The organism is Nonomuraea lactucae (assembly GCF_003313395.1).
GTDB classification, from domain to species: Bacteria; Actinomycetota; Actinomycetes; order Streptosporangiales; family Streptosporangiaceae; genus Nonomuraea; species Nonomuraea lactucae.
Genome location: NZ_QNFZ01000190.1, coordinates 1 through 25,588 on the forward strand (window position 1 = coordinate 1; position 25,588 = coordinate 25,588).

20 protein-coding genes and 2 pseudogenes are annotated in these 25,588 nt (G+C 70.5%); 11 read left to right on the top strand and 11 right to left on the bottom strand.

Going from position 1 to position 25,588, the window contains the following annotated elements:
- Positions 1 to 582, bottom strand: a pseudogene (locus DQW85_RS12090) (N-6 DNA methylase); the annotation flags it as partial.
- A gap of 75 nt (positions 583 to 657) precedes the next feature.
- Between DQW85_RS12090 and DQW85_RS12095 the strand changes: the two are divergent.
- The 3 genes from DQW85_RS12095 to icmF all read left to right on the top strand — a co-directional run bounded on the left by DQW85_RS12095 (position 658) and on the right by icmF (position 5,776).
- The gene (locus DQW85_RS12095) at positions 658 to 1,428 is read left to right on the top strand and encodes a PP2C family protein-serine/threonine phosphatase (RefSeq protein WP_113700423.1); all 771 of its coding nucleotides are present in this window, start codon (positions 658 to 660) and stop codon (positions 1,426 to 1,428) included.
- Between the two features lie 132 nt (positions 1,429 to 1,560).
- Positions 1,561 to 2,463 (top strand): CHAP domain-containing protein, encoded by a 903-nt coding sequence (locus DQW85_RS12100; RefSeq protein WP_240197109.1) that lies wholly within the window; start codon positions 1,561 to 1,563, stop codon positions 2,461 to 2,463.
- 79 nt (positions 2,464 to 2,542) lie between these two features.
- Positions 2,543 to 5,776 carry a fused isobutyryl-CoA mutase/GTPase IcmF gene (gene icmF, locus DQW85_RS12105; RefSeq protein ID WP_113700424.1) on the top strand — a complete coding sequence of 1,078 codons (3,234 nt, stop codon included), beginning with the start codon at positions 2,543 to 2,545 and terminating at the stop codon, positions 5,774 to 5,776.
- A 41-nt stretch (positions 5,777 to 5,817) separates the two neighbouring features.
- Here icmF and DQW85_RS12110 read toward each other — a convergent pair whose 3' ends face one another.
- Positions 5,818 to 6,621 carry an SAM-dependent methyltransferase gene (locus DQW85_RS12110; protein ID WP_113700425.1) on the bottom strand — a complete coding sequence of 268 codons (804 nt, stop codon included), beginning with the start codon at positions 6,619 to 6,621 and terminating at the stop codon, positions 5,818 to 5,820.
- Positions 6,622 to 6,789: 168 nt separating this feature from the next.
- On the opposite strand from DQW85_RS12110, the gene DQW85_RS12115 reads away from it, so the two are divergent.
- Positions 6,790 to 7,542: a helical backbone metal receptor gene (locus tag DQW85_RS12115; protein ID WP_113700426.1), complete on the top strand. Its 753-nt coding sequence runs from the start codon at positions 6,790 to 6,792 to the stop codon at positions 7,540 to 7,542.
- Between the two features lie 9 nt (positions 7,543 to 7,551).
- Here DQW85_RS12115 and DQW85_RS12120 read toward each other — a convergent pair whose 3' ends face one another.
- From DQW85_RS12120 to DQW85_RS12140, 5 genes are read right to left on the bottom strand one after another with little or no spacing between them, the layout of a single operon-like run.
- Positions 7,552 to 8,766, bottom strand: a complete 1,215-nt coding sequence (locus DQW85_RS12120) for an ROK family transcriptional regulator (RefSeq protein WP_113700427.1) — start codon at positions 8,764 to 8,766, stop codon at positions 7,552 to 7,554.
- Between the two features lie 3 nt (positions 8,767 to 8,769).
- Positions 8,770 to 9,618 (bottom strand): carbohydrate ABC transporter permease, encoded by an 849-nt coding sequence (locus DQW85_RS12125; RefSeq protein ID WP_162794921.1) that lies wholly within the window; start codon positions 9,616 to 9,618, stop codon positions 8,770 to 8,772.
- Positions 9,602 to 10,519, bottom strand: a complete 918-nt coding sequence (locus DQW85_RS12130) for a carbohydrate ABC transporter permease (protein ID WP_240197110.1) — start codon at positions 10,517 to 10,519, stop codon at positions 9,602 to 9,604. Before DQW85_RS12130 ends, DQW85_RS12125 begins: the two co-directional genes overlap by 17 nt.
- A gap of 37 nt (positions 10,520 to 10,556) precedes the next feature.
- The gene (locus tag DQW85_RS12135; protein WP_113700429.1) at positions 10,557 to 11,924 is read right to left on the bottom strand and encodes an ABC transporter substrate-binding protein; all 1,368 of its coding nucleotides are present in this window, start codon (positions 11,922 to 11,924) and stop codon (positions 10,557 to 10,559) included.
- 32 nt (positions 11,925 to 11,956) lie between these two features.
- Positions 11,957 to 12,844: a sugar phosphate isomerase/epimerase family protein gene (locus DQW85_RS12140; RefSeq protein ID WP_113700430.1), complete on the bottom strand. Its 888-nt coding sequence runs from the start codon at positions 12,842 to 12,844 to the stop codon at positions 11,957 to 11,959.
- 111 nt (positions 12,845 to 12,955) lie between these two features.
- Between DQW85_RS12140 and DQW85_RS12145 the strand changes: the two genes are divergently transcribed.
- The 3 genes and pseudogenes from DQW85_RS12145 to DQW85_RS48175 all read left to right on the top strand — a co-directional run.
- Complete coding sequence (locus DQW85_RS12145) at positions 12,956 to 13,984, top strand: zinc-dependent alcohol dehydrogenase (protein ID WP_113700431.1); 1,029 nt, start codon at positions 12,956 to 12,958, stop codon at positions 13,982 to 13,984.
- 3 nt (positions 13,985 to 13,987) lie between these two features.
- The gene (locus tag DQW85_RS12150; RefSeq protein ID WP_113700432.1) at positions 13,988 to 14,773 is read left to right on the top strand and encodes a sugar phosphate isomerase/epimerase family protein; all 786 of its coding nucleotides are present in this window, start codon (positions 13,988 to 13,990) and stop codon (positions 14,771 to 14,773) included.
- Positions 14,770 to 15,948 (top strand): annotated as a pseudogene (locus tag DQW85_RS48175) (MGH1-like glycoside hydrolase domain-containing protein); the annotation flags it as partial. The gene DQW85_RS12150 and the pseudogene DQW85_RS48175, both read left to right, overlap by 4 nt.
- Positions 15,949 to 15,957: 9 nt before the next feature.
- Here DQW85_RS48175 and DQW85_RS12160 read toward each other — a convergent pair.
- Both DQW85_RS12160 and DQW85_RS12165 read right to left on the bottom strand, forming a co-directional pair.
- On the bottom strand, positions 15,958 to 17,061 hold the full coding sequence (locus DQW85_RS12160; RefSeq protein ID WP_113700433.1) for a zinc-dependent alcohol dehydrogenase: 1,104 nt from the start codon (positions 17,059 to 17,061) through the stop codon (positions 15,958 to 15,960).
- Complete coding sequence (locus DQW85_RS12165) at positions 17,058 to 18,056, bottom strand: Gfo/Idh/MocA family protein (RefSeq protein ID WP_205315061.1); 999 nt, start codon at positions 18,054 to 18,056, stop codon at positions 17,058 to 17,060. The genes DQW85_RS12160 and DQW85_RS12165 overlap by 4 nt, the downstream gene beginning before the upstream one ends.
- A gap of 103 nt (positions 18,057 to 18,159) precedes the next feature.
- Here DQW85_RS12165 and DQW85_RS12170 point away from each other — a divergent pair, with 103 nt between their 5' ends.
- Both DQW85_RS12170 and DQW85_RS12175 read left to right on the top strand, forming a co-directional pair.
- Entirely contained in the window at positions 18,160 to 19,134 is a 975-nt protein-coding gene (locus DQW85_RS12170; RefSeq protein ID WP_113700434.1) for a glucosyl-3-phosphoglycerate synthase, read from the top strand.
- On the top strand, positions 19,131 to 20,258 hold the full coding sequence (locus DQW85_RS12175) for a glycosyltransferase (RefSeq protein ID WP_113700435.1): 1,128 nt from the start codon (positions 19,131 to 19,133) through the stop codon (positions 20,256 to 20,258). The genes DQW85_RS12170 and DQW85_RS12175 overlap by 4 nt, the downstream gene beginning before the upstream one ends.
- 13 nt (positions 20,259 to 20,271) lie before the next feature.
- Here DQW85_RS12175 and DQW85_RS12180 read toward each other — a convergent pair whose 3' ends face one another.
- Both DQW85_RS12180 and mscL read right to left on the bottom strand, forming a co-directional pair.
- A complete protein-coding gene (locus tag DQW85_RS12180; RefSeq protein ID WP_240197112.1) occupies positions 20,272 to 20,856 on the bottom strand; it encodes a hypothetical protein in 585 nt (194 codons plus the stop codon).
- 88 nt (positions 20,857 to 20,944) lie between these two features.
- The gene (gene mscL / locus DQW85_RS12185) at positions 20,945 to 21,367 is read right to left on the bottom strand and encodes a large conductance mechanosensitive channel protein MscL (protein ID WP_113700437.1); all 423 of its coding nucleotides are present in this window, start codon (positions 21,365 to 21,367) and stop codon (positions 20,945 to 20,947) included.
- 173 nt (positions 21,368 to 21,540) lie between these two features.
- On the opposite strand from mscL, the gene glgX reads away from it, so the two are divergent.
- Positions 21,541 to 23,634, top strand: a complete 2,094-nt coding sequence (gene glgX / locus DQW85_RS12190; RefSeq protein WP_113700442.1) for a glycogen debranching protein GlgX — start codon at positions 21,541 to 21,543, stop codon at positions 23,632 to 23,634.
- Positions 23,627 to 25,588 (top strand): malto-oligosyltrehalose synthase (treY, locus tag DQW85_RS12195; protein ID WP_113700438.1); only part of this gene is annotated, 1,962 nt, incomplete at its 3' end. The genes glgX and treY, both read left to right, overlap by 8 nt.

Consider the following 25,588-nt stretch of genomic DNA (forward strand, 5'->3'; position numbering starts at 1 on the left):
CAGCCGGGCCGCCGCGATGCGGGCCGAGGTGCCGCTGAGGTCCTGCCCGAGCACCCGGCCGGCCCGGGGCGCGAGCAGCAGCGTGCCGACGCCGCAGGCGGGGTCGAGGACGGTGCCGCCCTCTGCGCCCACCAGGGCGACCATCAGCTCGGCGGTCTCCTCACGGGTCACCGAGAGCTGCCGGGAGTGGGACTCCAGGTAGCGCTCGCACAGGAACTCGTACGCGGTGAGCGGGTCGTGCCGCCCGGCCAGCTCGGAGACCAGCTCCGCCAGCTCGGGGTCGAGCGCGCCGCGACCGGTCGTCAGCAGCGCGCCCGCCCGCGCCACCAGCTCGCCCAGGCGCAGATCTCCGGCCGCCCTCAGGCGTTGCCACACCCGATCTCCCAGCGAGACCTGGTAGGACTTCCCGTAGCGGCGCAGCCACGACTCGACCTCGGGCAGCGAGAACAACGGCTGATTCGCGGTTCCTCCGACGGGACGGGGGAAGTCGTCATGGCGGCGGCGCCAGTTGCTCACCGCGGCCCGCCCGACCCCGGCGAGCCGGGCGATGTCCCCGGCGTTCACGGTGGGGTCGTGGCTCATGTCGCCCACAGTAGTTCACAAGAGTCTTCAGCGCATCTGCTTGTGAAGTCTTTCAACCAATGATTTACTGCAGGTATGAAGCACAACATCCGCTATGCCGCCGGATCAGATGTGGGCCGCCGCCGGGAGCAGAACGAGGACTCCGGCTACGCGAGCGGCCGGTTGCTCGTGGTGGCTGACGGGATGGGTGGACACGCGGCCGGCGAGCTGGCGAGCTCGGCGGCGATCGCCGTCATGCGCGAGCTGGATGCCACGCTTCCCGAGACGGGCGCCGACTTGGAGGCCGCGCTGGAGGGCGCCGTGCACGAAGCGGCGCGCAGGCTCGTCGAGCTGGCCGAGATCGACCCCGCGCGCAGGGGTATGGGCACCACGGTGACCGCCGTGCTGTGGGACGGCTACCAGTTCGCCCTGGCTCATCTCGGTGACTCCCGCGGATACCTGCTTCGCGACGGTGCTCTTTACCAGATGACCAAGGATCACACACTTGTGCAGTCGATGGTGGACGAAGGACGGATAACGGAGGATCAGGCCGCGGTGCATCCCCGGCGTTCCATGGTCCTGCGCGTGCTGGGCAGCGAAGGCAGGGCGGAGCCGGACATGGCGCTGCGCGAAGCCGAGCCTGATGACCGCTACCTCCTCTGCTCCGACGGGCTCACGACGGTGCTCGGGCCCGAGACCCTGCACGAGGTGCTGACCACGGTGGCAGACCCGGCCCTGGCCGTCCAGAGGCTCATCGACCTCGCGAACGAGGGCGGCTCGCCCGACAACGTGACCGTGATCGTGGCCGACGTGGTCGCGCCGGGCACCGGTGACGAGCAGGTCTACCGGGTCGGCGCCGGAGCCTAGCCCGAGCCCGGCGGTCGCTTCTGTCACTCGAGTGCCATTTCGCCTCATGGCTAGCCACTTTTCCGGTGTGCGGCGCGCGATCACGATGTCGCCATTACAGTCCATCGTGATCTGCCCGATTTTCTGGGAGGAGTGGCACTGGACCAGATCGCGGAAGCGCTGCTGAGAGAGGTCCGTCAGGAGCTCGGCTACCGGGAGAAGGGCGGACAGCACACCAAGTTCGGCCACTGGTACGCCGACCGCGTCCAGGACTCCCAGTACCGCAACGCCCCGTGGTGCGACATGTTCATCGCCTGGGCGGCCGACAGGGCCGGGGTCGCCGACTACGTCGGGCAGTTCGCCTGGACGCCGTCCCACGCCGTGTGGTTCATCAAGCAGGGCGCGTGGAGCGCCGAACCGGAGCCCGGGGCGCTCGTCTTCTTCGACTGGAAGGGCGGCAAGAGCTACAAGGGCGTCGACCACGTCGGCATCGTCGAGCGCGTCTCCGGCAAGAAGATCCACACGATCGAGGCCAACGTCGACCGAGTCTGGCTCAAGCGCAAGGTCCGCGAGACGGACAAGGTCGTCGGGTACGGCCTGCCCCGCGCGGTCAAGACCAACGCCACGCTGACCGAGATCCGCAGCACCGAGCTTCCGTTCGCGTCCGCGCCCAGGCAGGCGGCGCCGGAGTCGCCGTTCGACGTCTTAGGCACGCCGCAGGCGCTGCTCGCCGCGATGGTGCTGATGACCGTCGTGCTCTCCCTGCGCTTCACGAGCCGCCGCCGCGGCAACCACCGCCGCTTCGCGCGACCTTGGAACGCACCACCCCCCGCACCCCGCCGCCCCGCTCCGTCCCGGACGCTGGCCCCGTCGCGAGCCGTGGACCTGAAGTGCCCGCCCGCCGCGGCCCCGTCCGGTGGCCGGGTCCCCAGGGCCCGCGTCTCCCTGGAAGCGGGTCACTTGGAAGCGAGCCACCCGGAAGCGAGCCACCTGGAAGCGAGCCACGGTCGCCACCCCACCGCCACCCGCCGCAGGCCGTACGAGCCGAAGCCCTGAACGAGGGCGCGGCCGGTGGGAAATAGTAGGACGTCCTAGTATCTTGGTGGAGAGACCCCTCACAAAGGAGTGTTCTGCCGTGCACGTTCCGGTTCACCCAGTCCGATTCGTGACGGCCGCGGCCCTGTTCGACGGTCATGACGCGGCGATCAACATCATGCGGCGCATCCTCCAGTCTCAGGGCGCCGAGGTCATCCACCTCGGCCACAACAGGTCCGTGGACGAGATCGTCACCGCCGCCATCCAGGAGGACGTCCAGGGAGTCGCGATCAGCTCCTACCAGGGCGGGCACGTGGAGTTCTTCACGTACCTCGTCGACCTGCTGCGCGAGCGCGGCGCCGAGCACATCAAGGTGTACGGCGGAGGCGGCGGCGTCATCGTGCGGGAGGAGATCGACCTCCTCCACTCCCGCGGCGTCACCCGCATCTTCTCGCCCGAGGACGGCCAGCGCCTCGGCCTGCCCGGCATGATCAACAAGCTGATCGAGGAGTGCGACGTCGAGCTGCCGGGCGCTCCCGCGGCCGAGGCCGTCGTCTCCGGCGACCAGGCCGCCCTGGCCAGGGCGATCACCCTGATCGAGTCCGGGCGCGCCCCCGACGACCTCCTGGAGGCCCTGCGCGCGGCCGGCGGCCGGGCGCCGCGTCGGGCGCCCGTGCTCGGCATCACGGGCACCGGCGGGTCCGGCAAGTCGTCGCTCACCGACGAGCTGGTGCGCCGGCTCCGGGTGGACAACGACGACAAGCTGCGCATCGCGGTCATCGCCATCGACCCCACCCGCCGCCGCGGCGGCGGCGCCCTGCTGGGCGACCGGATCCGCATGAACAGCCTGGGCCCCCAGACCTACTTCCGCTCGCTGGCCACCAGGGGCGCCGCCAGCGAGGTGCCCGCCTGCCTCGACGACGTGGTCACCGCCTGCCGCTCCGCCGGCTACGACCTGGTCGTCGTGGAGACCCCGGGCATCGGCCAGGGCGACGCCGGCATCGTGCCGCACGTGGACGTGCCCGTCTACGTCATGACCCCCGAGTTCGGCGCGGCCTCCCAGCTGGAGAAGATCGACATGCTCGACTTCGCCGAGGCCGTGGTGATCAACAAGTACGAGCGGCGTGGGGCCGAGGACGCCCTGCGCGACGTGCGCCGCCAGTTGCTGCGCAACCGCGAGGCGTTCGGCGTGCCGCCGGAGGAGATGCCGGTGTTCGGCACGATCGCCGCCCGCTACAACGACGCCGGGGTGACCGCCCTCTACCACCACCTCAAGGATCTCCTGCTGGACAAGGGCATGCAGGCCGGGCCCGGGCTCCTTGAGCCGGTCCAGGGCCGCACCTCCCAGGCGTCGGCCGCGGTCGTCCCGCCCGCCCGCGTCCGCTACCTCGCCGAGATCGCCGAGACGGTCCGCGACTACCACGCCGAGACGCTCGCCCAGGCGGAGGCGGCCCGCCGCCGCCAGCAGCTCGCCGCCGTGCGGTCGATGCTGGAGGAGGGCGGCACGGGCGGCAGCGACGACGACCGGCTGGCGGCGCTGGCGGACCGGGCCGAGCGGGGGCTGAGCGAGGAGAGCCGGGCGCTGCTCGATGCCTGGCCCGCCATGCGCGAGCAGTACACCGCCGACGAGTTGGTCGTGCGCGTACGCGACCGGGAGATCCACACGCCGCTCTGGCGCGAGACGCTGTCCGGCAACCGCATCCCCCGGGTGGCCCTGCCCCGTCACACCGACCACGGCGAGCTCCTCAGGTTCCTCCGGAGCGAGAACCTGCCCGGCGTGTTCCCGTTCACCGCGGGCGTGTTCCCCTTCAAGCGGGACGACGAGGACCCGACCCGGATGTTCGCCGGCGAGGGCGACCCGTTCCGCACCAACCGGCGCTTCAAGCTGCTCTCCGAAGGGCAGCCCGCGACCCGCCTGTCCACGGCGTTCGACTCGGTCACCCTGTACGGCCACGACCCCGACCCGCGGCCGGACATCTACGGGAAGGTCGGCACGTCCGGCGTCTCCATCGCGACGCTCGACGACATGAAGGCGCTCTACGACGGGTTCGACCTGATCGCGCCCAACACGTCGGTGTCGATGACGATCAACGGCCCCGCCCCGACGATTCTCGCCTTCTACCTCAACGCCGCCGTCGACCAGGTGACCGGCAGGTTCCGGGCCGAGCACGGGCGGGAGCCGAGCGAGGAGGAGGCCCGGCAGCTCCGGGCGCGGACCCTCGCCACGGTGAGGGGCACGGTCCAGGCCGACATCCTCAAGGAGGACCAGGGCCAGAACACCTGCATCTTCTCCACCGAGTTCTCGCTCAGGATGATGGCCGACATCCAGGAGTGGTTCATCGCCAACGGGGTCCGCAACTTCTACTCGGTCTCGATCTCCGGCTACCACATCGCCGAGGCCGGCGCGAACCCCATCAGCCAGCTCGCCTTCACGCTCGCCAACGGCTTCACCTACGTCGAGGCGTACCTGGCCCGCGGGATGAGGATCGACGACTTCGCGCCCAACCTGTCGTTCTTCTTCTCCAACGGCATGGACCCCGAGTACAGCGTGCTCGGGCGCGTCGCCCGCCGCATCTGGGCGGTCGCGATGCGCGAGAGGTACGGCGCCGCCGAGCGGTCGCAGAAGCTCAAGTACCACATCCAGACCTCGGGCCGCTCCCTGCACGCCCAGGAGATGGACTTCAACGACATCCGCACCACCCTGCAGGCCCTGATCGCGATCTACGACAACTGCAACAGCCTGCACACCAACGCCTTCGACGAGGCCGTGACGACCCCGTCGGCCGACTCGGTGCGCCGGGCCATGGCCATCCAGCTGATCATCAACCGCGAGTGGGGCCTGGCGCGCAACGAGAACCCGCTGCAGGGCTCTTACATCATCGACGAGCTGACGGACCTGGTGGAGGAGGCGGTGCTGCGGGAGTTCGAGCGGCTGTCGGACCGGGGCGGCGTGCTGGGCGCGATGGAGACGGGCTATCAGCGCGGCCGGATCCAGGACGAGTCGATGCTGTACGAGACGCGCAAGCACGACGGCTCGCTGCCGATCATCGGCGTCAACACCTTCCGCAACCCGCGCGGCGACGAGCCGCAGCCGCAGCAGCTGGAGCTCGCCAGGGGCACCGAGGAGGAGAAGAGGTCGCAGCTCGACCGCCTGCACGGCTTCCACGAGCGCAACCAGGGCGAGGCGCCGGCCGCGCTGGCCCGGCTGCGGGAGGTCGCCATGGCCGACGGCAACGCCTTCGAGGTGCTGATGGAGACGGCCAGGGTCTGCTCGCTCGGCCAGATCACCGACGCGCTGTTCGAGGCGGGCGGCCAGTACAGGCGGAACGTCTGACCGTTCGGCTCCGGCTCGTGCCGTACGGGCGGCGTCGCCTGTCAGGTCCTCCTGCCGACGCCGCACACCGCCAGCGACGATGCCGGGTCGTCGGCGAAGTCGATCGCGTCGGCCTCCTCGGGATGCCACTGCGACAGCCACACCAGGCCCGGCTCGACCAGCTCGAACCCCGTGAACAGCTCGGCGACCCGCTCCCGGCCGCGCATGGACAGGGGAACTCCCGTCCGGCCGTAGACCTCGACCGCCTTGTCCACGACGGCGCTGCGGGCGTCGCTGGAGCCGTGCGAGATGGCCAGGTGGCTGCCGGGGGCCATCGCGTCGCGGAACGTGGCGACGATGCCCCCGGGGTCGTCGCCGTCGGCGATGTGGTGCATGACCCCGACGAGTAGGACGCCGACGGGCTCGCTGAAGTCGATGACGCGCAGCACGTCGGGGTGCTTCAGGATGGTCTCGGGATGGCGCAGGTCGCCCTCGACCACGGCCGTGGTGTCCGGGTCGACCGGCAGCGCCCGGACGTGGGTGAGCACGACGGGGTCCCGGTCGACGTAGGCCACGCGCGCCTCCGGCGCGACCTCCCGGGCCACCTCGTGCACGCTGCCGTAGGCGGGCAGCCCGGTGCCGACGTCGAGGAACTGGCGCAGCCCTGCGGCGGCCAGCCGTCGCACGGCGCGCCGCAGGAACGCCCTGTTGGCCCGCGCGGCCGCGCGCACCTCAGGAGCGACCCGCAGCAGCTCCTCGGCCGCCTCCCGGTCCACGGCCAGATGGTCCTTGCCCCCGAGGAAGTAGTCGTAGAGCCGGGCGATGTTCGGCGTGTTCGGATCGAAACCCAGTGGTTCTCGCTCCAATCAGCGATCCCCCGATCAGACAGTGACGATCTTTTGCTGAGAGTCTACGGATTCGTCAGCCCATTTGTGGAGTCCCTATGGATTCGGCCGGAACTTCGTTCGTTTCGGCCGTCGTCCGGAAGGGGCCCGGACGCCACGGGGGTGCAGGTGGATCATAGTGTGTCTGGTGTGAAGGATGACGCGGGGGTCCCGGTGCGCGTGCCCGAGACCGTGACGCGGATCGTGTCGCTCGTACCGTCGCTGACGGAGTCGGTGGCACTGACGCTGCCCGGGGCCCTGGTGGGGGCGACAGACTGGTGCTCGCACCCCGCCGGTCTGGACGTCGCCCGGGTGCGGGGCACCAAGAACCCCGACCTCGACGCGATCGGGCGGCTCGCCCCGGACGTGGTGCTGGCCAACGCCGAGGAGAACCGCGAGCCGGACCTCGCCGCCCTGCGCGACGCGGGCCTGGCCGTCTGGGTCACGCGGATCGAGACGCTGGACGAGGCGTTCGCCTCCCTCGACCGGATGTTCAGGCACGCCTGCCGGACCGCGCGGCCCGCCTGGCTCGACCGGGCCGAGGAGGTGTGGCGTGTGCCGGCCGGGGGACCGCGCCGCTCGGCGGTCATCCCGATCTGGCGGCGGCCCTGGATGGTGGTGGGGCGCGACACGTTCACCGGCGACGTGCTGCGGCGGCTCGGCGTGGACAACCTGTACGCCGGCCACCCCGACCGCTACCCGAAGGTGCCGCCGGCCGAGCTGGTCGAGCGCTCGCCCGACCTGGTGGTGCTGCCGGACGAGCCCTACGCCTTCACCGCGACGGACGGCCCCGAGTGCTTCCCCGGCCTGCGCTCCGTCCTGGTCAGCGGGCGCGACCTGACCTGGTACGGGCCCTCGCTCGTCGAGGCGCGCGCCCGCCTGGAGAGCGCCCTCGCCGGCTGAGCTCTCCGGTCAGGCGGTCGCGTCCGTCGTGGGCCGGGCGGTGAGCCGCGCGCCCGCGCCCGACGGGCCTCTCCTTGACTGGGGACCGGCGGCGAGCGCGGCATCGACGGCCTCGGGGCTGAGGACGTGCTCCATGACGATCACGGCGGTCCCCACGATCCCCGCGCGGCTGCCCAGCGAGCTGGTGGCGATCTCCAGATTGCGGGTGGTGTACGGCAGGCTGCGGCTGTAGACGCTCTCCCGGATGCCCGTCAGGTAGTGCTCCCCGGTCTCCGCCATGTCCCCGGCCAGCACCAGGACGCCGGGGTTGAGCAGGCTGACCGCGGTCGCAAGCAGGATCCCGAGCGTACGTCCCGCCTCCTGGGTGCGGGCGATGGCCGTGGGGTCGCCGGCGTGCACGAGGCGCACCACGTCGCGGCTGCTCCGCTGCCCCAGGTCGGTGGCTAGCGCGTGCCCGCTGGCCAGGGAGGCGACGCAGCCGCGCGAGCCGCACGTGCAGACCCGGTCGTCACTCTCGCGCAGCCGGACGTGCCCGATGTTGCCGGCGGCCTCCTCGGCGCCCCGGTAGATCCCGCCGTCCAGGATGACGCCGGTCCCGATGCCCGTGGACACCTTGACGAGGATCAGGGCGCGGGTCCGGCGCCAGGACGACCACCACTCGCCGAGCGCCATCGCGTTGGCGTCGTTCTCCACGAGGATCGGCACGTCGTAGTCGGACCGCAGGGCCTCGCCGATGAGGTGGTCGTCCCAGCCGGGCATCAGGAACGACCTGATCACCTTGCCGGAGGTGTGGTCCACCGAGCCGGGCAGGTCGACGCCGACGCCGCACACCTGGCTGCGCGGCCGGCCGGTCCGGTCGAGGAGCCGCTGGAACGCCTGCCGCACCCACGACAGGACGGCCTCGGGGCCGAGCTCGATGCGCATCTCGACGCGCTCCTCGGCCAGCGGCCGGGCGGCGAGGTCGGTCAGCGCCACGTGTGCGTGGCCGGCGCCCAGGTCGGCCACCAGCACCAGGCGGTTGGCGGCGTCGATGTCGAGCACCGAGGGCGGTCGCCCGCCCCCGGAGCTCGCGACGCCGGACTCGTGGATGTATCCCGCCTCGATCAGCCTGTCCACCCGATCGGTGATCGTCGAGCGGGACAGGCCGGTGTGGTCGATGAGTTCCTTGCGGGTGCGGCAGGAGCCATCGCGGATGAGTTGGAGGATGTGCCCTGCCGTCAGCATCGTCTAGCCTTTCTCCGCTCCCGCCGTGAGCCCCTCCGTCAGCAGCCGCTCGCCGGCGAAGAAGAGGAACACGATGGGTAGTGTCAGAATCACCGATCCTGCCATGAGAACAGTGGTCGGGATCTCGATACTGCCCGCCAGCTGTGACAGTCCCAGCGAGACCGTCCAGCTCTCCCGTCTCTCGACGAGGAAGAGCAGGGCGAACAGGAACTCGTTCCAAGCGATCATGAACGCGTAGAGGCCGGTGGCCATGAGCGCGGGCTTCGACAGCGGCAGCACGACCCGCCAGATGGTCGACAGGCGGGAGCAGCCGTCGATCGCCGCCGCCTCCTCCACGCTCCGCGGCACGGTCTCGAAGTAGTTGCGGAGCATGTACACCGTGACCGGCACGGTCTGCGCGATGTAGACCAGGATCAGGCCGCCCAGGGATCCCCGCAGGCCCAGCATGGTGAAGAGCACGAACAGCGGGATGGCCAGCACGATCGCCGGGAACAGGTAGACGGCGAGGAACAGGAAGTGCACCTGCCGCCGTCCGAAGAAGCCCAGCCGGGCCACCGCGTACGCGCCCGGGATCGAGATCAGCAGCGTGGCCGCCACCGACGCCACCGCCACGATGGCGCTGTTGCGCATGAAGGTGAGGAACCCCTGCCTGGTGAGCACGTTCACGTAGGTGTCGAGCGTGAGCCTGTCGGGCCAGATGGAGCCGGGGTCGAGGATGAGCTCCTGGATGTCGCGGACCGACAGCATCACCATGTAGACGAACGGCGCCGCGGTGAACAGCACGAACAAGGCGATCACCAGCGGCTTGAGCACCCGCAGCAGCCCGCGCTCGACCCTATCCCTGTTCGGCACGCTCGCCTCCCCCGAAGAACCTGAGGTAGACGACCAGGAAGACCACCAGCACCAGCGCGAGGACGAGGGCCTGCGCGGCCGAGGCGCCGATGTCGTCGCGCGCGGTCAGGAAGTTGTAGACCCGCACGCTCACCACCTCGGTGCCCGCCCCGCCGCCGGTGAGCAGGTAGACGTCGTCGAACTTGGTGAAGGTGAACACGAAGCGCAGCACCGCCAGCAGCGCGATGATCCGCCACAGCTGCGGCAGGATCACGTAACGGAAGCGCTGCGTCGGCGTCGCCCCGTCCACCACGGCCGCCTCCTCCAGGTCCGCCGGCAGCGCCTGGAGCCGCGCCAGGATGAACAGGAAGGCGAACGGGAAGTAGCGCCACGCCTCGAACGCGATCACGGTCAGCAGCGCCACCGGCACCTCGATGCCGAGTAACGTCCCCTTGGCCTGGGTGAGGAAGGCGATCGGCTGGTCGAGCCAGGTGTTGACGATGCCGTACTGGGGGTTGAGCATCGTCTCCCACAGGAACGCCACGGCCACCACCGGCGCGACGTACGGCACCAGGATCGAGGCCCTGACCAGCGTCCGCCCTCTGAACCTCGCGCGCAGCGCCAGCGCGGCCACCAGCCCGATCGCGATGGACAGCGCGGTGCCCGCCACCGTGTAGACGAGCGTGTTGACCAGCGCCGTCCAGAAGCCCGGCTCGGACATCACGTAGGCGAAGTTCTCCAGCGTGAAGCGCCCGAAGAGGCCCGCGCTGCGGATGTTGATCAGCCGTACGTCCTGGAACGCCAGCATGATCGCCCAGAGCAGCGGCAGCACGACCACGACCAGAGTGATGACCAGGGTGGGCGCGATCAGCGTCAGCCCGGCCCTGCCCTCCTGCTCGCGCAGCGTCCGGCTCCGGGTCACCGGGCACCCCCGTGGGAGGCGCCGCGGCCCGGCCCTCTCACTGCCGGATCCCGCGCTTGATCGTCTCCACATCGGCCTTGGCCTGCTCGGCCGCCTGCTGCGGCGTGAGCGTGCCCTCCACGGCCTGGCTCAGCGCCTTCGGCACCGGCAGCTCGCCCATGGTGGCCCCCACCAGCTTGCCCTGGCCCTGCTCGATGCCCCACCGGGCGAAGGTGTCGGGGCTGGCGCGCAGCGCGGCGAGCACGTCGGCCGGGTAGACGTCGGAGAGCGGCTTCTTGGTGTCGACCCCGGCGGGCAGCTCGTTCCACTTGTCCTCGAAGCCCTTGCGCGTCGGGAACTTGCCCTCGGGCGCCATCCCGATCCACCGCTCGTAGCCCTCGTTCATGAGGTACGACACGAACCTGGCGGCGGCGTCCTTGGCCGCGTCGCGGGTCACCACCCACGAGACGATCTCCCCGTACTGCGCGGGCGCGGTCCAGTCGGGCCCCTTCAGCGCCGTGACCACCCCGGTGTTCCTGGCCAGCCACTCGGGGTCCTGGCGGCACTCCTGGCAGCTGGGCAGCGCGTCCTTGCGCAGCCCGGCCATCTCGTCGAGGATGAACGACGACCAGATGGTCATCGCCGCCTTACCGGCGAAGTAGGTGGCGCGGGTGGAGTCGACGTCCTGCTTGCCCTTGACCGAATAGTTCCGCGCGAGGTCGGTGTAGAGCTGGAAGGCCTTGACGCACAGCGGCGAGTCGATGGTGACGTTCCCGGAGCCGTCGACGAGCGCGCACCCGTTTGCCAGCGCCACGTGCTCGAAGCTCTGCGCCGTGAACGTGTCCTTGGCCGCGATGGCGAGGGTGATGCCCGCCGTCCCGCCGGCGTTGAGCTTCCTGGCCGCCGCCTCCATGGCCTCGTACGTGTCCGGCGGCTTCAGCCCGGCCTTCGCGAACAGGTCCTTGCGGTAGAGGACCAGTTGCGCCCACGCGTCGCTGGGCACGGCCAGCAGCTTGCCTTCGGAGGTGTTGAGGGCCAGCGCACGCTTGGAGAACGTGCCGGGGCCGCCCAGCTGTTCGACGATCTTGGCGGGCGTCTCGGTGTCGAGCAGGTCGTTGGCCTCCAGCTCGCGGACCGCCGCCAGCGGCAGGGCGCCGATCACGTCGGGCAGCCTGCCGGCCGCGGCGGCCGAGGTGATGATCTGGCTGAACTGGTCCTCGGCCACCCCGACCAGGTTGACCTTGATCCCGGTCTTCCGCGTGAACTCCGCGGCGATCTGTTTCTGCACGGCCATCCGGTCCTCGAGGTTCTCCTCGGTCCAGACGGTGATCTCGTCGGCGGCCGTCCTGCCACCGTCGCCGCAGGCGGCCAGGGTGGCCGCGGCCAGCAGTGCGGCGGAGAGGACGGCTGCTACCTTCTTCGGCATGGCACGCTCCTCCAGGAGGGGATATGCCGCACTTACCCCCTGACAAGGTGTCGCAACGTGCGGTAAGCGATACCGAGACCGGTCTGTACCCTCTCCGTGCTCCCGCTCCACACGGGGTCCTCGTGCTCGACCGAGACGACGCCGTCGTAGCCACCCCTGCGCAGCGCCTCGATCACCATCGACCACTCGATCTGGCCCAGCCCCGGCACGCGGAACCGGTACCAGCCCTTCTCGCCGGTGATCGGACCGTAGAAGCCGAAGCGGTTGATGGTGCCGGGAAGGACCTCGGTGTCCTTCGCCTGCACATGTGAGATCTGCGACACGTACGGCGCCGCCGCCGCCACCGGGTCGATCCCCAGCGCCACCAGGTGCGAGGGGTCGTAGTTGAGCCTCAGCCCGAGCGTGAACATCCACTCCCACAGCTCGGGGGAGTAGGCCAGGTTGCCCGGATAGCCGTCGGGGTGCCAGCTCTTCATGACGCAGTTCTCGATGACGACGTCCACGCCGTGATCCCTGGCGTACCCGACCAGGGGGCGGAACACCTTGGCGGCGTGCTGGAGGTTGTCGCGGACCGGGAGCCCGGGATCGCGGCCGACGAACGTGCCGACCGTCGGGCACCCCAGCGCGGCGGCGGCGTCGACGCATTTGCGCAGGTGGGCGTTCACCTGCTCCCCTGCGCGAGGGTGCAGATTGTTCTCGTAGTAGGCGATCGAGGAAAGGGTGAGTCCGGTCTCTGCGAAGATTCGCCCGACCCGATCACTTTCGGCTTGGTCAAAAGAATCTACTCTGATGTGATTTCGGTCGTCGGGGGAGGGCCATCCGGCCACCTCCAGAGCCTCGAAGCCCTGGTCGGCGGCCCATCGGGCGATGTCGGCGAGGTCTTCTCCGGGGAGACAAGCGGTCAAAAGCCCGAGTTTCATTGGTACCTCCGACGAAGTCGTAGACTTATGAGTGTTCTTAGAGCAACTATGGTTTGCAAACAGGTACTAAATTCTTGTCTTTAGTTTGATCAAAAAGCGTAAGTGTGGGGTATGCACGTCATCACCTTCGAAGAGCCAGGCCTGGTCCGCGTGGGTCTGGAGCCGCCCGTCTCCCTGGAGCCGGGCAGTGTGCGGGTCCGCACGCTCTACTCAGGCGTCTCCGCGGGCACCGAGCTCACCGCCTACCGCGGCACCAACCCCTACCTCAGCCGCAAGTGGGACACCGAGCGCCGGCTCTTCGTAGAGGGGCAGACTCATGCCTACCCGCTCGCCGGCTGGGGCTACCAGGAGGTCGGCGAGGTGGTGGAGGCGGCCCCCGACGTCGCGGACCCGCCCGTCGGCAGCCTCGTCTGGGGTGTCTGGGGCCACCGCGCCGAGGCGGTCGTGCCGGCCGCCAAGCTCACTGGCCACGTGCTGCCGCCCGGCGCCGACCCGCTGGACGCGGTCTTCGCCCGCGTCGGCGCGATCGCGCTCAACGCCGTCCACGCCGCCGACCTGCACCTCGGCGACCAGATCGCGATCTTCGGGCAGGGCGTCATCGGCCTGCTGGCCACCCGCCTGGCGGTGCTCAGCGGCGCCAGGGTGGTAGCCGCCGACGCCATCCCGGCCCGCCTGGAGCTGGCCCGCGGCTACGGCGCGGCCGAGACGGTCGACGTGCGGTCGGGCTCGGTGGCGGAGTTCATGCGCAAGCGGGTCGAGGGCGCCGACGCCGCCATCGAGCTGAGCGGCAGCCACCAGGGCCTGCACGAGGCGATCAGGACGGTGCGCAAGGGCGGCCGGGTCGTCGCCGCCGGCTTCTACCAGGGCGACGGCATCGGGCTGCGCCTCGGCGAGGAGTTCCACCACAACCAGGTGCAGCTCGTCTCCTCCCAGATCGGCGGCGTCGCGTCCTGGCTCTCCCACCGCTGGGACGTCGAGCGCATGCAGCGCACCTTCATGGAGCTGGTGCACCGCGGCGAGGTCGCCGTCCACGACCTCGTCACCCACGTCGTCCCCGCCCCCGAGGCCGCCGCGGCCTACGAGCTGCTCGACAAGCACCCGTCAGATGTACTCCAGCTGGTCTTCCGATTCGAGGAGTGACACGTGAAGCTTTCCGTCCAGGAGCAGCTTCTGCCCGGTCGCACGCTGCAGGAGAAGTTCGCCTTCGCGGTCGAGGCCGGGTTCGACGCCATCGAACTGCGCGGCAAGGGCGACTTCCACTTCGCCGGCCGCCTGACGGAGCTCAAGCGGGCGCTGGCCGACGGCGTGGTCATGCCGACCGTGTGCGTGGACATGCCCCACTTCATCGGCGACTTCGACGCGGCCAGGCGCATGGACGCCGTCCAGCAGCTCAGGTCCCAGCTCAGCGTCATCGCCGAGCTCGGCGGGATCGGCGTGATGACCCCCGCCTCCTGGGGTCAGTTCTCCCGCAGGCTGCCGCCGTTCGAGCCGCCGCGCAGCCCCGATGAGGACCGCGAGGTGCTGACCGAGGCCCTCGGCGTGCTCGGCGAGCACGCCCAGCGCAACGGCGTGCTGATCATGCTGGAGCCGCTCAACCGGTACGAGAACCACATGGTCAACACCCTGGCCGAGGCCGTGTCCTACTGCGCCATGGACTCGATCAGGGTGGCGGGCGACACCTACCACATGAACATCGAGGAGGACGATCCCTGCCGCTCGCTGCTCGACGCGGCGCCGTACCTCGCGCACATGCAGATCAGCGAGTCCAACCGCAACCAGCCCGGCACCGGCCACCTCGACTGGGGCGCCCAGCTGGCCGCGCTCGACGCCGCCGGGTACGACGGCTACCTCGCGCTCGAATGCCGCCTGCGCGGCGAGCCCGAGATCGTCCTGCCCCAGACCGCTGCCTTCATCAGGAAATTCCTATGATCCTCCGCGATGCCGTGCGCGTCCTGGTCGCGAACTGGGACGGCAGCTACACCGTGCCCTCCCGCAGGCTCTACCCGCATCAGTGGAGCTGGGACTCCGCCTTCGTCGCGATCGGCAACGCCCAGTGGTCGCCGCGCCGGGCCAGGGCCGAGCTGCTGACGCTGTTCGGGGCCCAGTGGCGCGACGGCCGCGTGCCGCACATCGTGTTCAACCCGCAGGTGCCCGACCGCGCCTACTTCCCCGGCCCGGAGTTCTGGGAGGTGCGGGCCCCCTCCGGCTCGGCCACCTCGGGCATCGTGCAGCCGCCGGTGCACGCCCTGGCCGCCTGGCGGGTCCACCTGGCCGAGCCGGACCCGGCGTTCCTGCGCAGGATCTATCCCCGCCTGGTCGCGCAGCAGGAGTTCCTGCGCGGCGCCCGGCGCTCGGCCGAGGGCCTGATCTCGATCGTGCACCCCTGGGAGTCGGGCATGGACAACAGCCCGGCCTGGGACGCGCCGCTGGGTGCCGTCGAAGTCGGGCCGCCCGAGGTCAGGCGGAGGGACCTCACCCACGTCAGCGCCGACGAGCGGCCCACCGACCGCGACTACGCGCGCTACGCCGCGCTCGCCCGCGCCTACCGCGACACCGGCTACCGCCGCGCCGGCGCGTTCTGCGTCGAGGACCCCCTGTTCAACGCCGCGTACGGCGTCGCCGAGACCGTCCTGGCCAAGATCGCGAAGGTCTGCGGGCTGGACCCGGAGCCGCACCTGCGCGAGGCCGCCGCGATCACCACCGCGATGGTCGAGCACCTCTACGAGGACGGCCTCTTCCACGCCCGCGACGTGCTGACCGGCTGCCTCGTCCGCTCCAACAGCGCCGCCGGCCTGGTGCCGCTCATGCTGCCCGGCCTGCCGCGCGACATCGTCAACGAGCTGATCGGCACCGCGCTCGACCGGTTCGGGCTCAAGGACGGCGTGGTGCCCAGCTTCGCGCCGGCCGCGCCCGAGTTCGACCCGGCCCGCTACTGGCGCGGCCCGGCCTGGATCAACCTGAGCTGGCTGATCTGGCAGGGGCTGCGCCGCCGCCGTCCCGACCTGGCCGGGCCGCTCGCCGAGGGCATGATCAGGGCGGTCGCCGAGTCGGGCTTCCGCGAGTACTTCGACCCGTTCACGCTGGAGGGGCACGGCTGCCGCGACTTCAGCTGGTCAGCCGCCCTGATCCTCGACGTGGTCGCAGAGCACGGCCTGGACGGCGTGCCGCCTGCGGGCGGCGAGGTCGGCGAAGAGCTCGGGGGCCTCGGAGAAGCCGACGACGTCGGTGACCACGTGCTCACGTAGCAGCGTGCCGCGCCGCCTGAGCAGCGAGACGGTCTCGTGCGAGAGCCGCTCGCGGTCCCAGGCGTGGGCCAGGCCGCGCGGCACCCTGCCGATCTGCGCGCAGCGCAGCGTCAGCCCGTTGTGGTGGAACTCCTCGCCCAGCCGGACCTCGTCGGCGCCCTTGGTGTAGAAGGCGAGGTCCACCACGGTGCCCTGTGGCCGGAGCACTCGCAGGGCCAGCGCCAGGGCCCGCGTCTGCCCCCGGCACTGGAACACCACGTCCGCCCCCCGGTCGTTCGGCGCGTGCCGCCAGCGCCGCTTCAGCGTGACCGCCGGATCGTCCTCGAACTCCAGCGTCCCGGCGCCGAGGGCCTCGGCGACGCGCAGCCTCGACGGGGTCTCGTCCACCACGACGACCTCCGCCGCGCCGTACTGGAGGGCGAACGAGGCCACCAGCAGCCCGACCACGCCGGCGCCCACCACCACGACGCGCCGCCCCCGAACGCCGTCGCCAAGGTCGCGGACCGCCGGCCCGTGCAGGTCGGCGGCGGCGTGCAGCAGCCCGTTGGCGCAGATCGGCCCCATGTGCGCCACGTAGACGCCCAGCACCGGGTCGAGGTCGTCGGGCAGCTCCACGAAGCGATCCGACATCGGGTCGGCGACGTAGCCGGTGCGGTGCCCGTACGTCATCGCCACCAGCGCGCCCTCGCGCACGGCCTTCGTGCGGGTCTCGACCACCATGCCCACCTGCATGTAGCCGATGCCGCGCACGGGGTAGGCCACCGACGGCCTGCCCGGCACGAACAGGCCGAGCGACTGGTCCCAGGAGGCGTTCAGGTAGGGGTTGTCGCCCTTGACGTAGGTCAGCTCGGTGCCGGCGGAGATCCCGCTGTGCGTGGTCGCCACCTGGAAGCCGCCCTTGGGCACCTCCGGCAGCGGCTCCTCCACGAGGGCCACCTCGCCGGGCGCCTCGATGCTGAGGACCTCGATCATCGACCTCCCCGTTCGTCTGGCGTCTCGCCGTCCAGCACTATGGGCCTCCGCTCGATCGCCGACCGCGCCACCGCCAGCGCCAGCCGGTGCGTCCGCAACGCCTCGCCGTACGGCACGCGCACGTCGCCGTCCCTACCCCGCACGGCGTCGATGAACGCGCGGTCCACCCGGACCTTCGCCTGGCCGTCGTCCTGGACGATCGTCTCTCCGTCCACGGTCAGCCGGGTCTCGGTCAGATCGAGCGCGATGCCGTCGGCGTGCACCTCCAGCCCCACCCGGTGCTTGTGGCGGAGCAGGCACGTGGTGGCGAGCATCCCGGCCGCGCCCCCCTCGAAGCGGAGCACCGCGGCCAGGGCCCGGTCGACCTCGCCGTCCACGGCTCCTTCCACTGCCGTCCCATCAGGCGAGGCGGGCACGGCGTGCACCATCTCCACCTCGCCCACCAACAGCCGCGCCAGGTCCAGGACGTGGACCGCCTGCTCGACGACCTGGCCGCCGGACAGGGCGGGATCCAGCCACCACCCGACCGGCGGCACCTTGTCGAGCCAGTGGCCGAGCGCGAGCCGTACCGGGCGGCCGGCCAGCAGTTCCCTGGCCCGCTCCACGATGTCCAGGTAGCGCCAGTGGTGGCCGACGGCGGAGAGCAATCCACGCCGTTCGATTTCGGACGCGATGTTTTTTGCGGCTTCGAGGGTAAGCGACAGTGGCTTTTCGACAAATATCGGGAGATTGCAGGATAGTACGTCAAGTTCCGGTTTACCGTGCGCGAATGGTGGCACACATACGTAGACAGCGTCCAGACCGCCGACATCCAGAAGATCGGCATGGCCGCCATACGCGGGGGTGCCGTGCCGTGAGGCGAGGGCCTCGGCCCTACGAAGATCTGTGTCGGCGATCCCAGCGATCGTCACGTCGGGAAAACCGGACAATACGTCTGCATGGCGAGCGGCGACATTACCGGCACCGATGATGCCGACACGGATGATTGGGGACACAGTCCGGCATATCCCACGAGAGTGGTCTCTCAAACAAGGATGTTCGAACTCGCCTCGTCAGGGAATATGTCGCCGACCGTGACGTCGTGGGATCGGGGAATGCATGGAGACAGATCTGCGGGCCTTGGCCAGGGCGAGGGAATGGTACGGCCCCCACTCGAGCACAGCCACCGAGTGGCCTCCCGACGCCCTGCTCCTGGCCAAGGGGACGACCACGGTGAGCGTCGTGCTGCCGGCTCGCGACGAGGAGCTGACAGTCGGAGACATCGTGACCGTGATCCGCCGTGAACTCGTCGAGCGCACGCCGCTCGTGGACGAGATCATCGTCGTCGACTCCAACTCCACCGACTCGACCGCGGCCAAGGCCGCCGCCGCGGGCGCCCGTGTGGTGGCGCAGAACGCCGTGCTCCCGCACCTGCCGCCCCTGACCGGCAAGGGTGAGGCCCTGTGGAAGGGGCTGGCCGCCTCCAGCGGGGACATCGTCGTGTTCGTCGACTCCGACCTGCGCGACTTCGGCGCGCACTTCGTGACCGGCCTCCTCGGGCCGCTGCTCGCCGACCGTGACATCCACTTCGTGAAGGGCACCTACGAACGGCCCTTCGTAGAAGCGGACGGAGTGGCGCGGCGGGGCGGCGGCGGGCGGGTGACCGAGCTGGTGGCCAGGCCCCTCATCAACCTGTTCTGGCCCGAGCTGGCCGGGTTCGAGCAGCCGCTCGGCGGCGAGTACGCCGGGCGCCGCGAGGTCCTCTCACAGGTGCCGTTCGTCACCGAGTACGGCGTCGAGTTCGGGATGCTGGTGGACCTCCTGGAGCTCATCGGACTGGACGCCATGGCCCAGGTGGACCTGGGCACCCGTACCCACTCCCACCAGTCGACGGTCGCGCTCGGCCGCATGTCGGGGCAGATCCTGCTCACCGCCTGGTCGCGGCTGGAGCGGCAGGGCCGCGTGCTGTCCTCGGAGCCGCCGGCCCGCACGCTGCTGCAGTTCGGGCTGGACGGGCGGGCCGACCTGGTGGACGTGGTCGTGGCCGAGCGACCGCCGCTCGCCTCTCTCCTGCTGGAGGAGGACGTCGCATGAAAGTGCTGGTGAACGCAGGTCCCTGGCTGCAGGTCCCGCCACCCGGCTACGGCGGGATCGAGAACGTGGTGGCCACGCTGGTGCCCGCGCTGCGGGAGCGGGGGGTGCGGGTGGTCCTGGCCTCGGTCGGGGACAGCACCCTGGAGGTGGACGAGCTGATCAGCGTCTTCGACACCGGCCAGTTCGCCGACCTGCAGAAGCCGTACAACCAGGTGATGGGCATCGCGCTCGCGCACCAGACGCGGGTCGCCCGCGAGCTGAGCGGCCGCGACGACGTGGACCTGGTGCACGACCACCTGGAGGTCGTCGGCCCGGCCGTGCTGGCGGCGCTGGACGGCCCGCCCGTCCTGCACACCCTCCACTGGGACCTGCGCAAGCACCCCGCCTTCTACGGGGACTTCCCCGGCGCGATCTCGGTCAACGGGGTATCGGAGTCGCAGCTCGGGCGCGCGCCCGAGGCGCTGCGGAAGGCGTCCCTGGGCGCCATTCACCTGGCGACCCCGCTGGCCGAGCGCGACCTGCGGCCCGAACGGGGCGAGCACCTCCTGGTGATGGGCCGCGTCTGCCGCCTCAAGGGCCAGCACGTCGCCGCGCGGATCTGCCAGAAGCTGGGCCTGCCGCTCGTCCTCGCCGGCCCCGTGAGCGGCCTCAACACGCTCGCGGAGCTGGACGTCGTGGCCCAGGATCCCTACCACGCGCTGCACACCCATCCCGACGTCCGCTACCACCTGGACGTGGTCTCGCCCTACCTCGACGGCGACCTGGTCAGATGGGTCGGCGGGGTGGGCGGGCAGGAGCGCGACGAGCTCTACGCCTCCTCCCGGGCCGCGCTGTTCCCGATCCAGTGGGACGAGCCCGGCGGCACCGCGGTCGTGGAGGCGCTGGCCCTCGGGGTGCCGCCGGTGGGGCTGCGCCGGGGCTGCCTGCCGGAGCTCGTCGACCACGGCCGCACCGGCTTCCTCGCCGACACCGAGGAGGAGCTGGCGGAGTGGCTGCTGCGGGTGGACGAGATCGACCCCGAGGAGTGCCGCCGGGAGGCGCGCCGCCGCTTCTCGCCGTCCGTCATGGCCGATCGCTACCTGGAGCTGTACGAGCGCGCGATCGGGCGGCGACGCTCCCGCTGACCGGCGCGGGCGGTCATGACCACTCGTGCCGCGACAGGAACGACCGGTCGCCGGTGGCGTACTCGTGGAAGGCGCGCCGCACGTCGTCCAGGTCGGGCACCAGGGCGCTCACCATGGTGCCCTCCTTGTACTCCACCTCGTAGCCCGGCTCCCCGACGGGGGAGACCTGGAGGAAGTGGCTCCCGAAGTTGACCAGCGCGGCGAACGGGTTCTGCGCGGAGAGGGTGCCCAGCACGTCGTGCACGAGCCCCAGGTCCGGGTCGTACACGATCATCCCGTCGCCGGTGTGGAGCTGCATGCCCTGGTGGACGCCGAGCGGTCCCACGTTGTGCACCAGATCGCGCTGCGGGTCGTAGCAGACGAGCCCGCGCGCCCGGGCCACCGCGAACACCTGGGCGGACATCTCGTCCATGGACTCCAGGTCCATCGTCACCAGCACGTGCCCGGGGAACACGGTGACCTGCCCCGGCAGCTCCTTGGCCACCTCCGGCACCGCGCCGCCGACGGGCTCGCTCTTCCTGACCGCCAGATAGGTGGCCCGCGCCTCATCCCTCGTGATCGGCGCGGGCTCGTCCCAGACCATCAACTCAACACTCACCCGGCCAATCCTGCCCAACGATTGGTCGCCTTGAAGCCCACAACCTGCCAAAACCCCCCATCACCGGTACGGCAGGCGATCCAGGCGCCTAAGCGAGGGGCTTCTCCGAGTCGGGCACCAGCTCCACGGTGCAGTGGGCGCACCGGCGCGCCTCCGCCGGAATGTCGCTGAGACACTCCGGGCACTGCTTGGTCGTGGCCGCCTCGTCCCGGTCGAACAGGCTGATCAGCCGCGTCATCGGCATGACGACCAGCCAGTAGACGACCGCCGCGATGATCAGGAAGGTGATCAGGTGGTTGAGGAAGTCGCCGTACTTGAACTGGCTGCCGTTGACCGTGAACGAGTAGTCGGCGAAGTCCGGCTGCCTGCCGCCCGTGATGGCCCCGATCAGCGGCGTTATCAGGTCGGCCACCAGAGCCTGCACCAGCCCGCTGAACGTGGCCCCGACGATGACCGCGACGGCCAGCTCGACGATGTTGCCGCGTAACAGAAATTTCTTGAAACCGCCCATGGCGTCGGTAAGTGACCGGGCGGAAGAGGGTCAAACCTGGGGCACCTCCCACATGCGAAACCGCCGGGCTAAGCCGCCCCGATCGGGGAAGAACCTGATCGGTCCAGGGAGGGCCGGGCTTGTCCAGTGAAGCAGGGGAACGGAACATGGGGAAGAACGGCAAGGGAGCCTCGATGATCGAAGTGTGGCCGGGAGACCCCTATCCCCTCGGGGCGACCTACGACGGCGCCGGCACCAACTTCTCCCTCTACACCGAGGTCGCGGACAAGGTCGAGCTCTGCCTGTTCGACGACGGCAACAGAGAGTCCAGGGTGGCGCTCACCGAGGTCGACGGCTTCATCTGGCACGGCTACCTGCCCGGCATCGGCCCCGGCCAGAGGTACGGCTACCGCGTGCACGGCCCGTACGAGCCGGCCCGCGGCATGCGGTGCAACCCGGCCAAGCTGCTGCTCGACCCGTACGCCACGGCCATCGAGGGCGGCGTCACCTGGAACGAGGCCGTCTACGGCTACCGCTTCGGCCAGCCCGACTCGCGCAACGACCTGGACTCCGCCCCGTACATGCCGCGGTCCATCGTGGTCAACCCGTTCTTCGGCTGGGGCCACGACCGGCCGCCCGCCACGCCGTACCACGACACGGTCATCTACGAGGCGCACGTGCGCGGGCTCACGATCCGCCACCCCAAGATCCCCGACCACCTGCGCGGCACGTTCGCCGCCCTCGGCCACCCGGAGATCCTCGACCACCTGACCAAGCTCGGCGTCACCGCCCTCGAACTGATGCCCGTGCACCAGTTCGTCACCGACCACATCCTGGAGCAGCGCGGGCTGACCAACTACTGGGGCTACAACTCGATCGGCTTCTTCGCCCCGCACAACCGCTACTCCAGCCAGGGGCAGCGCGGCGGCCAGGTGCTGGAGTTCAAGGCGATGGTGCGCGCCCTGCACGAGGCGGGCATCGAGGTCATCCTGGACGTGGTCTACAACCACACAGCCGAGGGCAACCATCTCGGGCCCACGCTCGGGTTCAAGGGGATCGACAACCTCGACTACTACCGGCTGGTCGACGGCGACCCGCGCCACTACATGGACACCACGGGCACCGGCAACAGCCTGCTCATGCGCTCGCCGCACGTACTCCAGCTGATCATGGACTCGCTCCGCTACTGGGTCATCGAGATGCACGTCGACGGCTTCCGCTTCGACCTGGCCTCGACGCTGGCGCGCGAACTGCACGAGGTCGACCGGCTGAGCGCGTTCTTCGACCTGGTGCAGCAGGACCCCGTGCTGTCGCAGGTCAAGCTCATCGCCGAGCCGTGGGACGTGGGGCCCGGCGGCTACCAGGTGGGCAACTTCCCCTCCCGCTGGACCGAGTGGAACGGCCGCTACCGCGACACCATCCGCGACCTGTGGCGGGGGCAGCCGGCCACGCTGCCGGAGTTCGGCTCCCGGTTCACCGGCTCCAGCGACCTCTACCAGGACGACAACCGCCGCCCCGCCGCCTCCATCAACTTCGTCACCTGCCACGACGGATTCACGCTGCAGGACCTCGTCTCCTACGACCACAAGCACAACGAGGCCAACAAGGAGGGCAACCGCGACGGCACCGACGACAACCGCTCCTGGAACTGCGGCGCGGAGGGCCCCGCCGACCTGCCCATCGAGTCGCTGCGCGAGCAGCAGAAGCGCAACTTCCTCACCACGCTCTTCCTGTCGCAGGGCGTCCCGATGCTGTCGCACGGCGACGAGCTCGGCCGCACCCAGCAGGGCAACAACAACGGCTACTGCCAGGACAACGAGCTGACCTGGGTCGACTGGTCGGACGTGCGCGAGAACTGGCTGCTGCTGGAGTTCACCCAGAGACTGGCCGAGCTGCGCAAGAGACATCCGGTCTTCAGACGCAGGAGGTTCTTCTACGGCAAGCCGGTCCGCGGCCTGAGCGACATCGCCTGGCTGACCCCCTCGGGGGAGGAGATGATCGACGCGGACTGGAACGTCGGATACGCCAAGTCGCTGGCCGTCTTCCTCAACGGCGACGCCATCACCGAGCCGGACCGGCGCGGCAGGCCCATCCGGGACGACTCGTTCCTGCTGCTGTTCAACGCCCACAATGACACGATCAAGTTCACGATCCCCAAGGACTACGGAGACATGTGGCAGACCGAGATCGACACGGCGATGCCCATCAGCGTGGACATCCGCCTCTGCCGGGCCGGGGAGGCCGTGGCCGTGCCGGGACGTAGCGTGCGGGTGCTGCGCCGTGTCTAGGCCATTCTCGACCTACCGCCTCCAGCTCACGCCCGACTTCGGCTTCGCCCGGGTGGCCGAGATCGCCGGCTACCTGCGCGACCTCGGGGTCAGCCACGTCTACCTGTCGCCGATCCTGCAGTCGACCCCCGCATCGCGCCACGGCTACGACGTGACCGACCACTCCCGCATCCGCGACGAGTTCGGCGGCGCCAAGGGGTTCCGCGACATGGTCGAGCACCTCACCGCCCACGATCTGGGCGTGGTGGTCGACATCGTGCCCAACCACATGAACACCACCAACCCCGCCTTCTGGACGGTGCTGAAGGACGGCCCCGGCTCGCCGTACGCGGGCTGGTTCGACATCGAGTGGGACGGCGGCAAGGTGGCGCTGCCGGTCCTCGGCGACGACGCCGAGCCCGTCGTGGACGGCGACGTGCTGCGCTACCACGAGCACACGTTCCCGCACCCCGGCCACTACCGGCTCGTCGACTGGCGCGAAGGGCCCGGCTACCGGCGCTTCTTCGACGTCTCCACGCTGATCGGGCTGCGCGTCGAGGACCCGGCGGTGTTCGACGCCACACACGAGGTCGTCCTCTGGCTGCTGGACGAGGGCCTGATCGACGGGCTGCGCGTAGACCACCCCGACGGGCTCGCCAACCCGCGCGACTACCTCGAACGGCTGCGCGCCCGCACGGGCGGCGCGTGGACGGTGGTGGAGAAGATCCTCATCGGTGACGAGCGCCTGCCCGGCGACTGGGCCTGCGACGGCACCACCGGATACGAGGTCCTCAACCGCGTCAACGGCCTGTTCGTCGACCCGGCGGGCAAGGAGCCGCTGGTCGAGCTGTTCACCCGGCTGACCGGCGAGCCCGGCGACTACCACCCGGTGGTGGCGCGGGCCAAGCGGGAGGTGCTCGACCTGTTCTTCGGTGCCGAGGTCGGGCGGCTGGCCCGGGCGGCGTCGTGCGACCCGGAGACGGTGGCCGAACTGCTCGCCGCCATGCCGGTCTACCGGGCGTACGTGGTGCCCGGCGAGCCGCCGCCGCCAGGGTCGGTCGAGATCGTCGAGCGGGCCGCCGCCCGATGCTCACCCGCCGCGCCGCGGCTCGCCGAGCAGGTCCTGTACGGCTCGCCGGAGGTCGTCACGCGGTTCCAGCAGGCGTGCGGCCCGGTCATGGCCAAGGGCGTCGAGGACACCGCCCTCTACCGGTGGTTCCCGCTGTCCTGCCTGAACGAGGTCGGCGGCGAGCCCGACGTGTTCGGGACGCCGGTGGAGGAGTTCCACGAGTTCTGCGCCGGGATGCCGCCCCACTCGATGACCACGCTGTCCACGCACGACACCAAGCGGTCGGAGGACGTGCGCGCCCGGCTCTCGGTGCTGGCGGAGCTGCCCGAGGAGTGGGCCGAGGCGGTCACCGGCTGGTCCGCGGCGGTCAGTCACGACCCGCACCTCGACTACCTCGCCTGGCAGAACCTCATGGCCGCCTGGCCGATCTCCGCCGAACGCTTCGCCGGCTACCTGCTCAAGGCGGCCCGCGAGGCCAAGACCGCCATCTCCTGGGTCAACCCCGACCCCGGCTACGAGCAGAGGCTGCGCGATTTCGCCGAGGCGGCCGTCAAGCTGCCCGTCGGCGAGTTCACCGAGCGGATCGACCCGTACGCCATGTCCAACTCGCTCGGGGCCAAGCTCGTGCAGCTCATGATGCCCGGGGTGCCCGACGTCTACCAGGGGAACGAGACGACCGACTTCTCGCTGGTCGACCCGGACAACCGGCGGCCCGTCACGTACCCGCGGACGCCGGAGTCGGCGTGGGACGCGGCCAAGCTGCTGGTCACCACCCAGGCGCTGCGGCTGCGGCGCCGGCTCGGGGGCGCCGCGCCGTACACGCCGCTGCGGGCGGACGGCGAGGCGGCCGAGCACGCCATCGCCTTCGCGCGTGGCGGTGGTGCCTTCTCCGAGGGTGGTGCGGGG

Excerpts from the sequence above, each read along its gene's own strand:
- DQW85_RS12095 (WP_113700423.1), top strand. The coding sequence starts at position 658 with ATGAAGCACAACATCCGCTATGCCGCCGGATCAGATGTGGGCCGCCGC.
- DQW85_RS12120 (WP_113700427.1), bottom strand. The coding sequence starts at position 8,766 with ATGCTGACGGCAGGGCACATCCTCCAACTCATCCGCGATGGCTCCTGC.
- DQW85_RS12135 (WP_113700429.1), bottom strand. The coding sequence starts at position 11,924 with ATGCCGAAGAAGGTAGCAGCCGTCCTCTCCGCCGCACTGCTGGCCGCG.
- DQW85_RS12140 (WP_113700430.1), bottom strand. The coding sequence starts at position 12,844 with ATGAAACTCGGGCTTTTGACCGCTTGTCTCCCCGGAGAAGACCTCGCC.
- DQW85_RS12145 (WP_113700431.1), top strand. The coding sequence starts at position 12,956 with ATGCACGTCATCACCTTCGAAGAGCCAGGCCTGGTCCGCGTGGGTCTG.
- DQW85_RS12160 (WP_113700433.1), bottom strand. The coding sequence starts at position 17,061 with ATGATCGAGGTCCTCAGCATCGAGGCGCCCGGCGAGGTGGCCCTCGTG.
- DQW85_RS12170 (WP_113700434.1), top strand. The coding sequence starts at position 18,160 with ATGGAGACAGATCTGCGGGCCTTGGCCAGGGCGAGGGAATGGTACGGC.
- DQW85_RS12175 (WP_113700435.1), top strand. The coding sequence starts at position 19,131 with ATGAAAGTGCTGGTGAACGCAGGTCCCTGGCTGCAGGTCCCGCCACCC.
- mscL (WP_113700437.1), bottom strand. The coding sequence starts at position 21,367 with ATGGGCGGTTTCAAGAAATTTCTGTTACGCGGCAACATCGTCGAGCTG.
- glgX (WP_113700442.1), top strand. The coding sequence starts at position 21,541 with ATGATCGAAGTGTGGCCGGGAGACCCCTATCCCCTCGGGGCGACCTAC.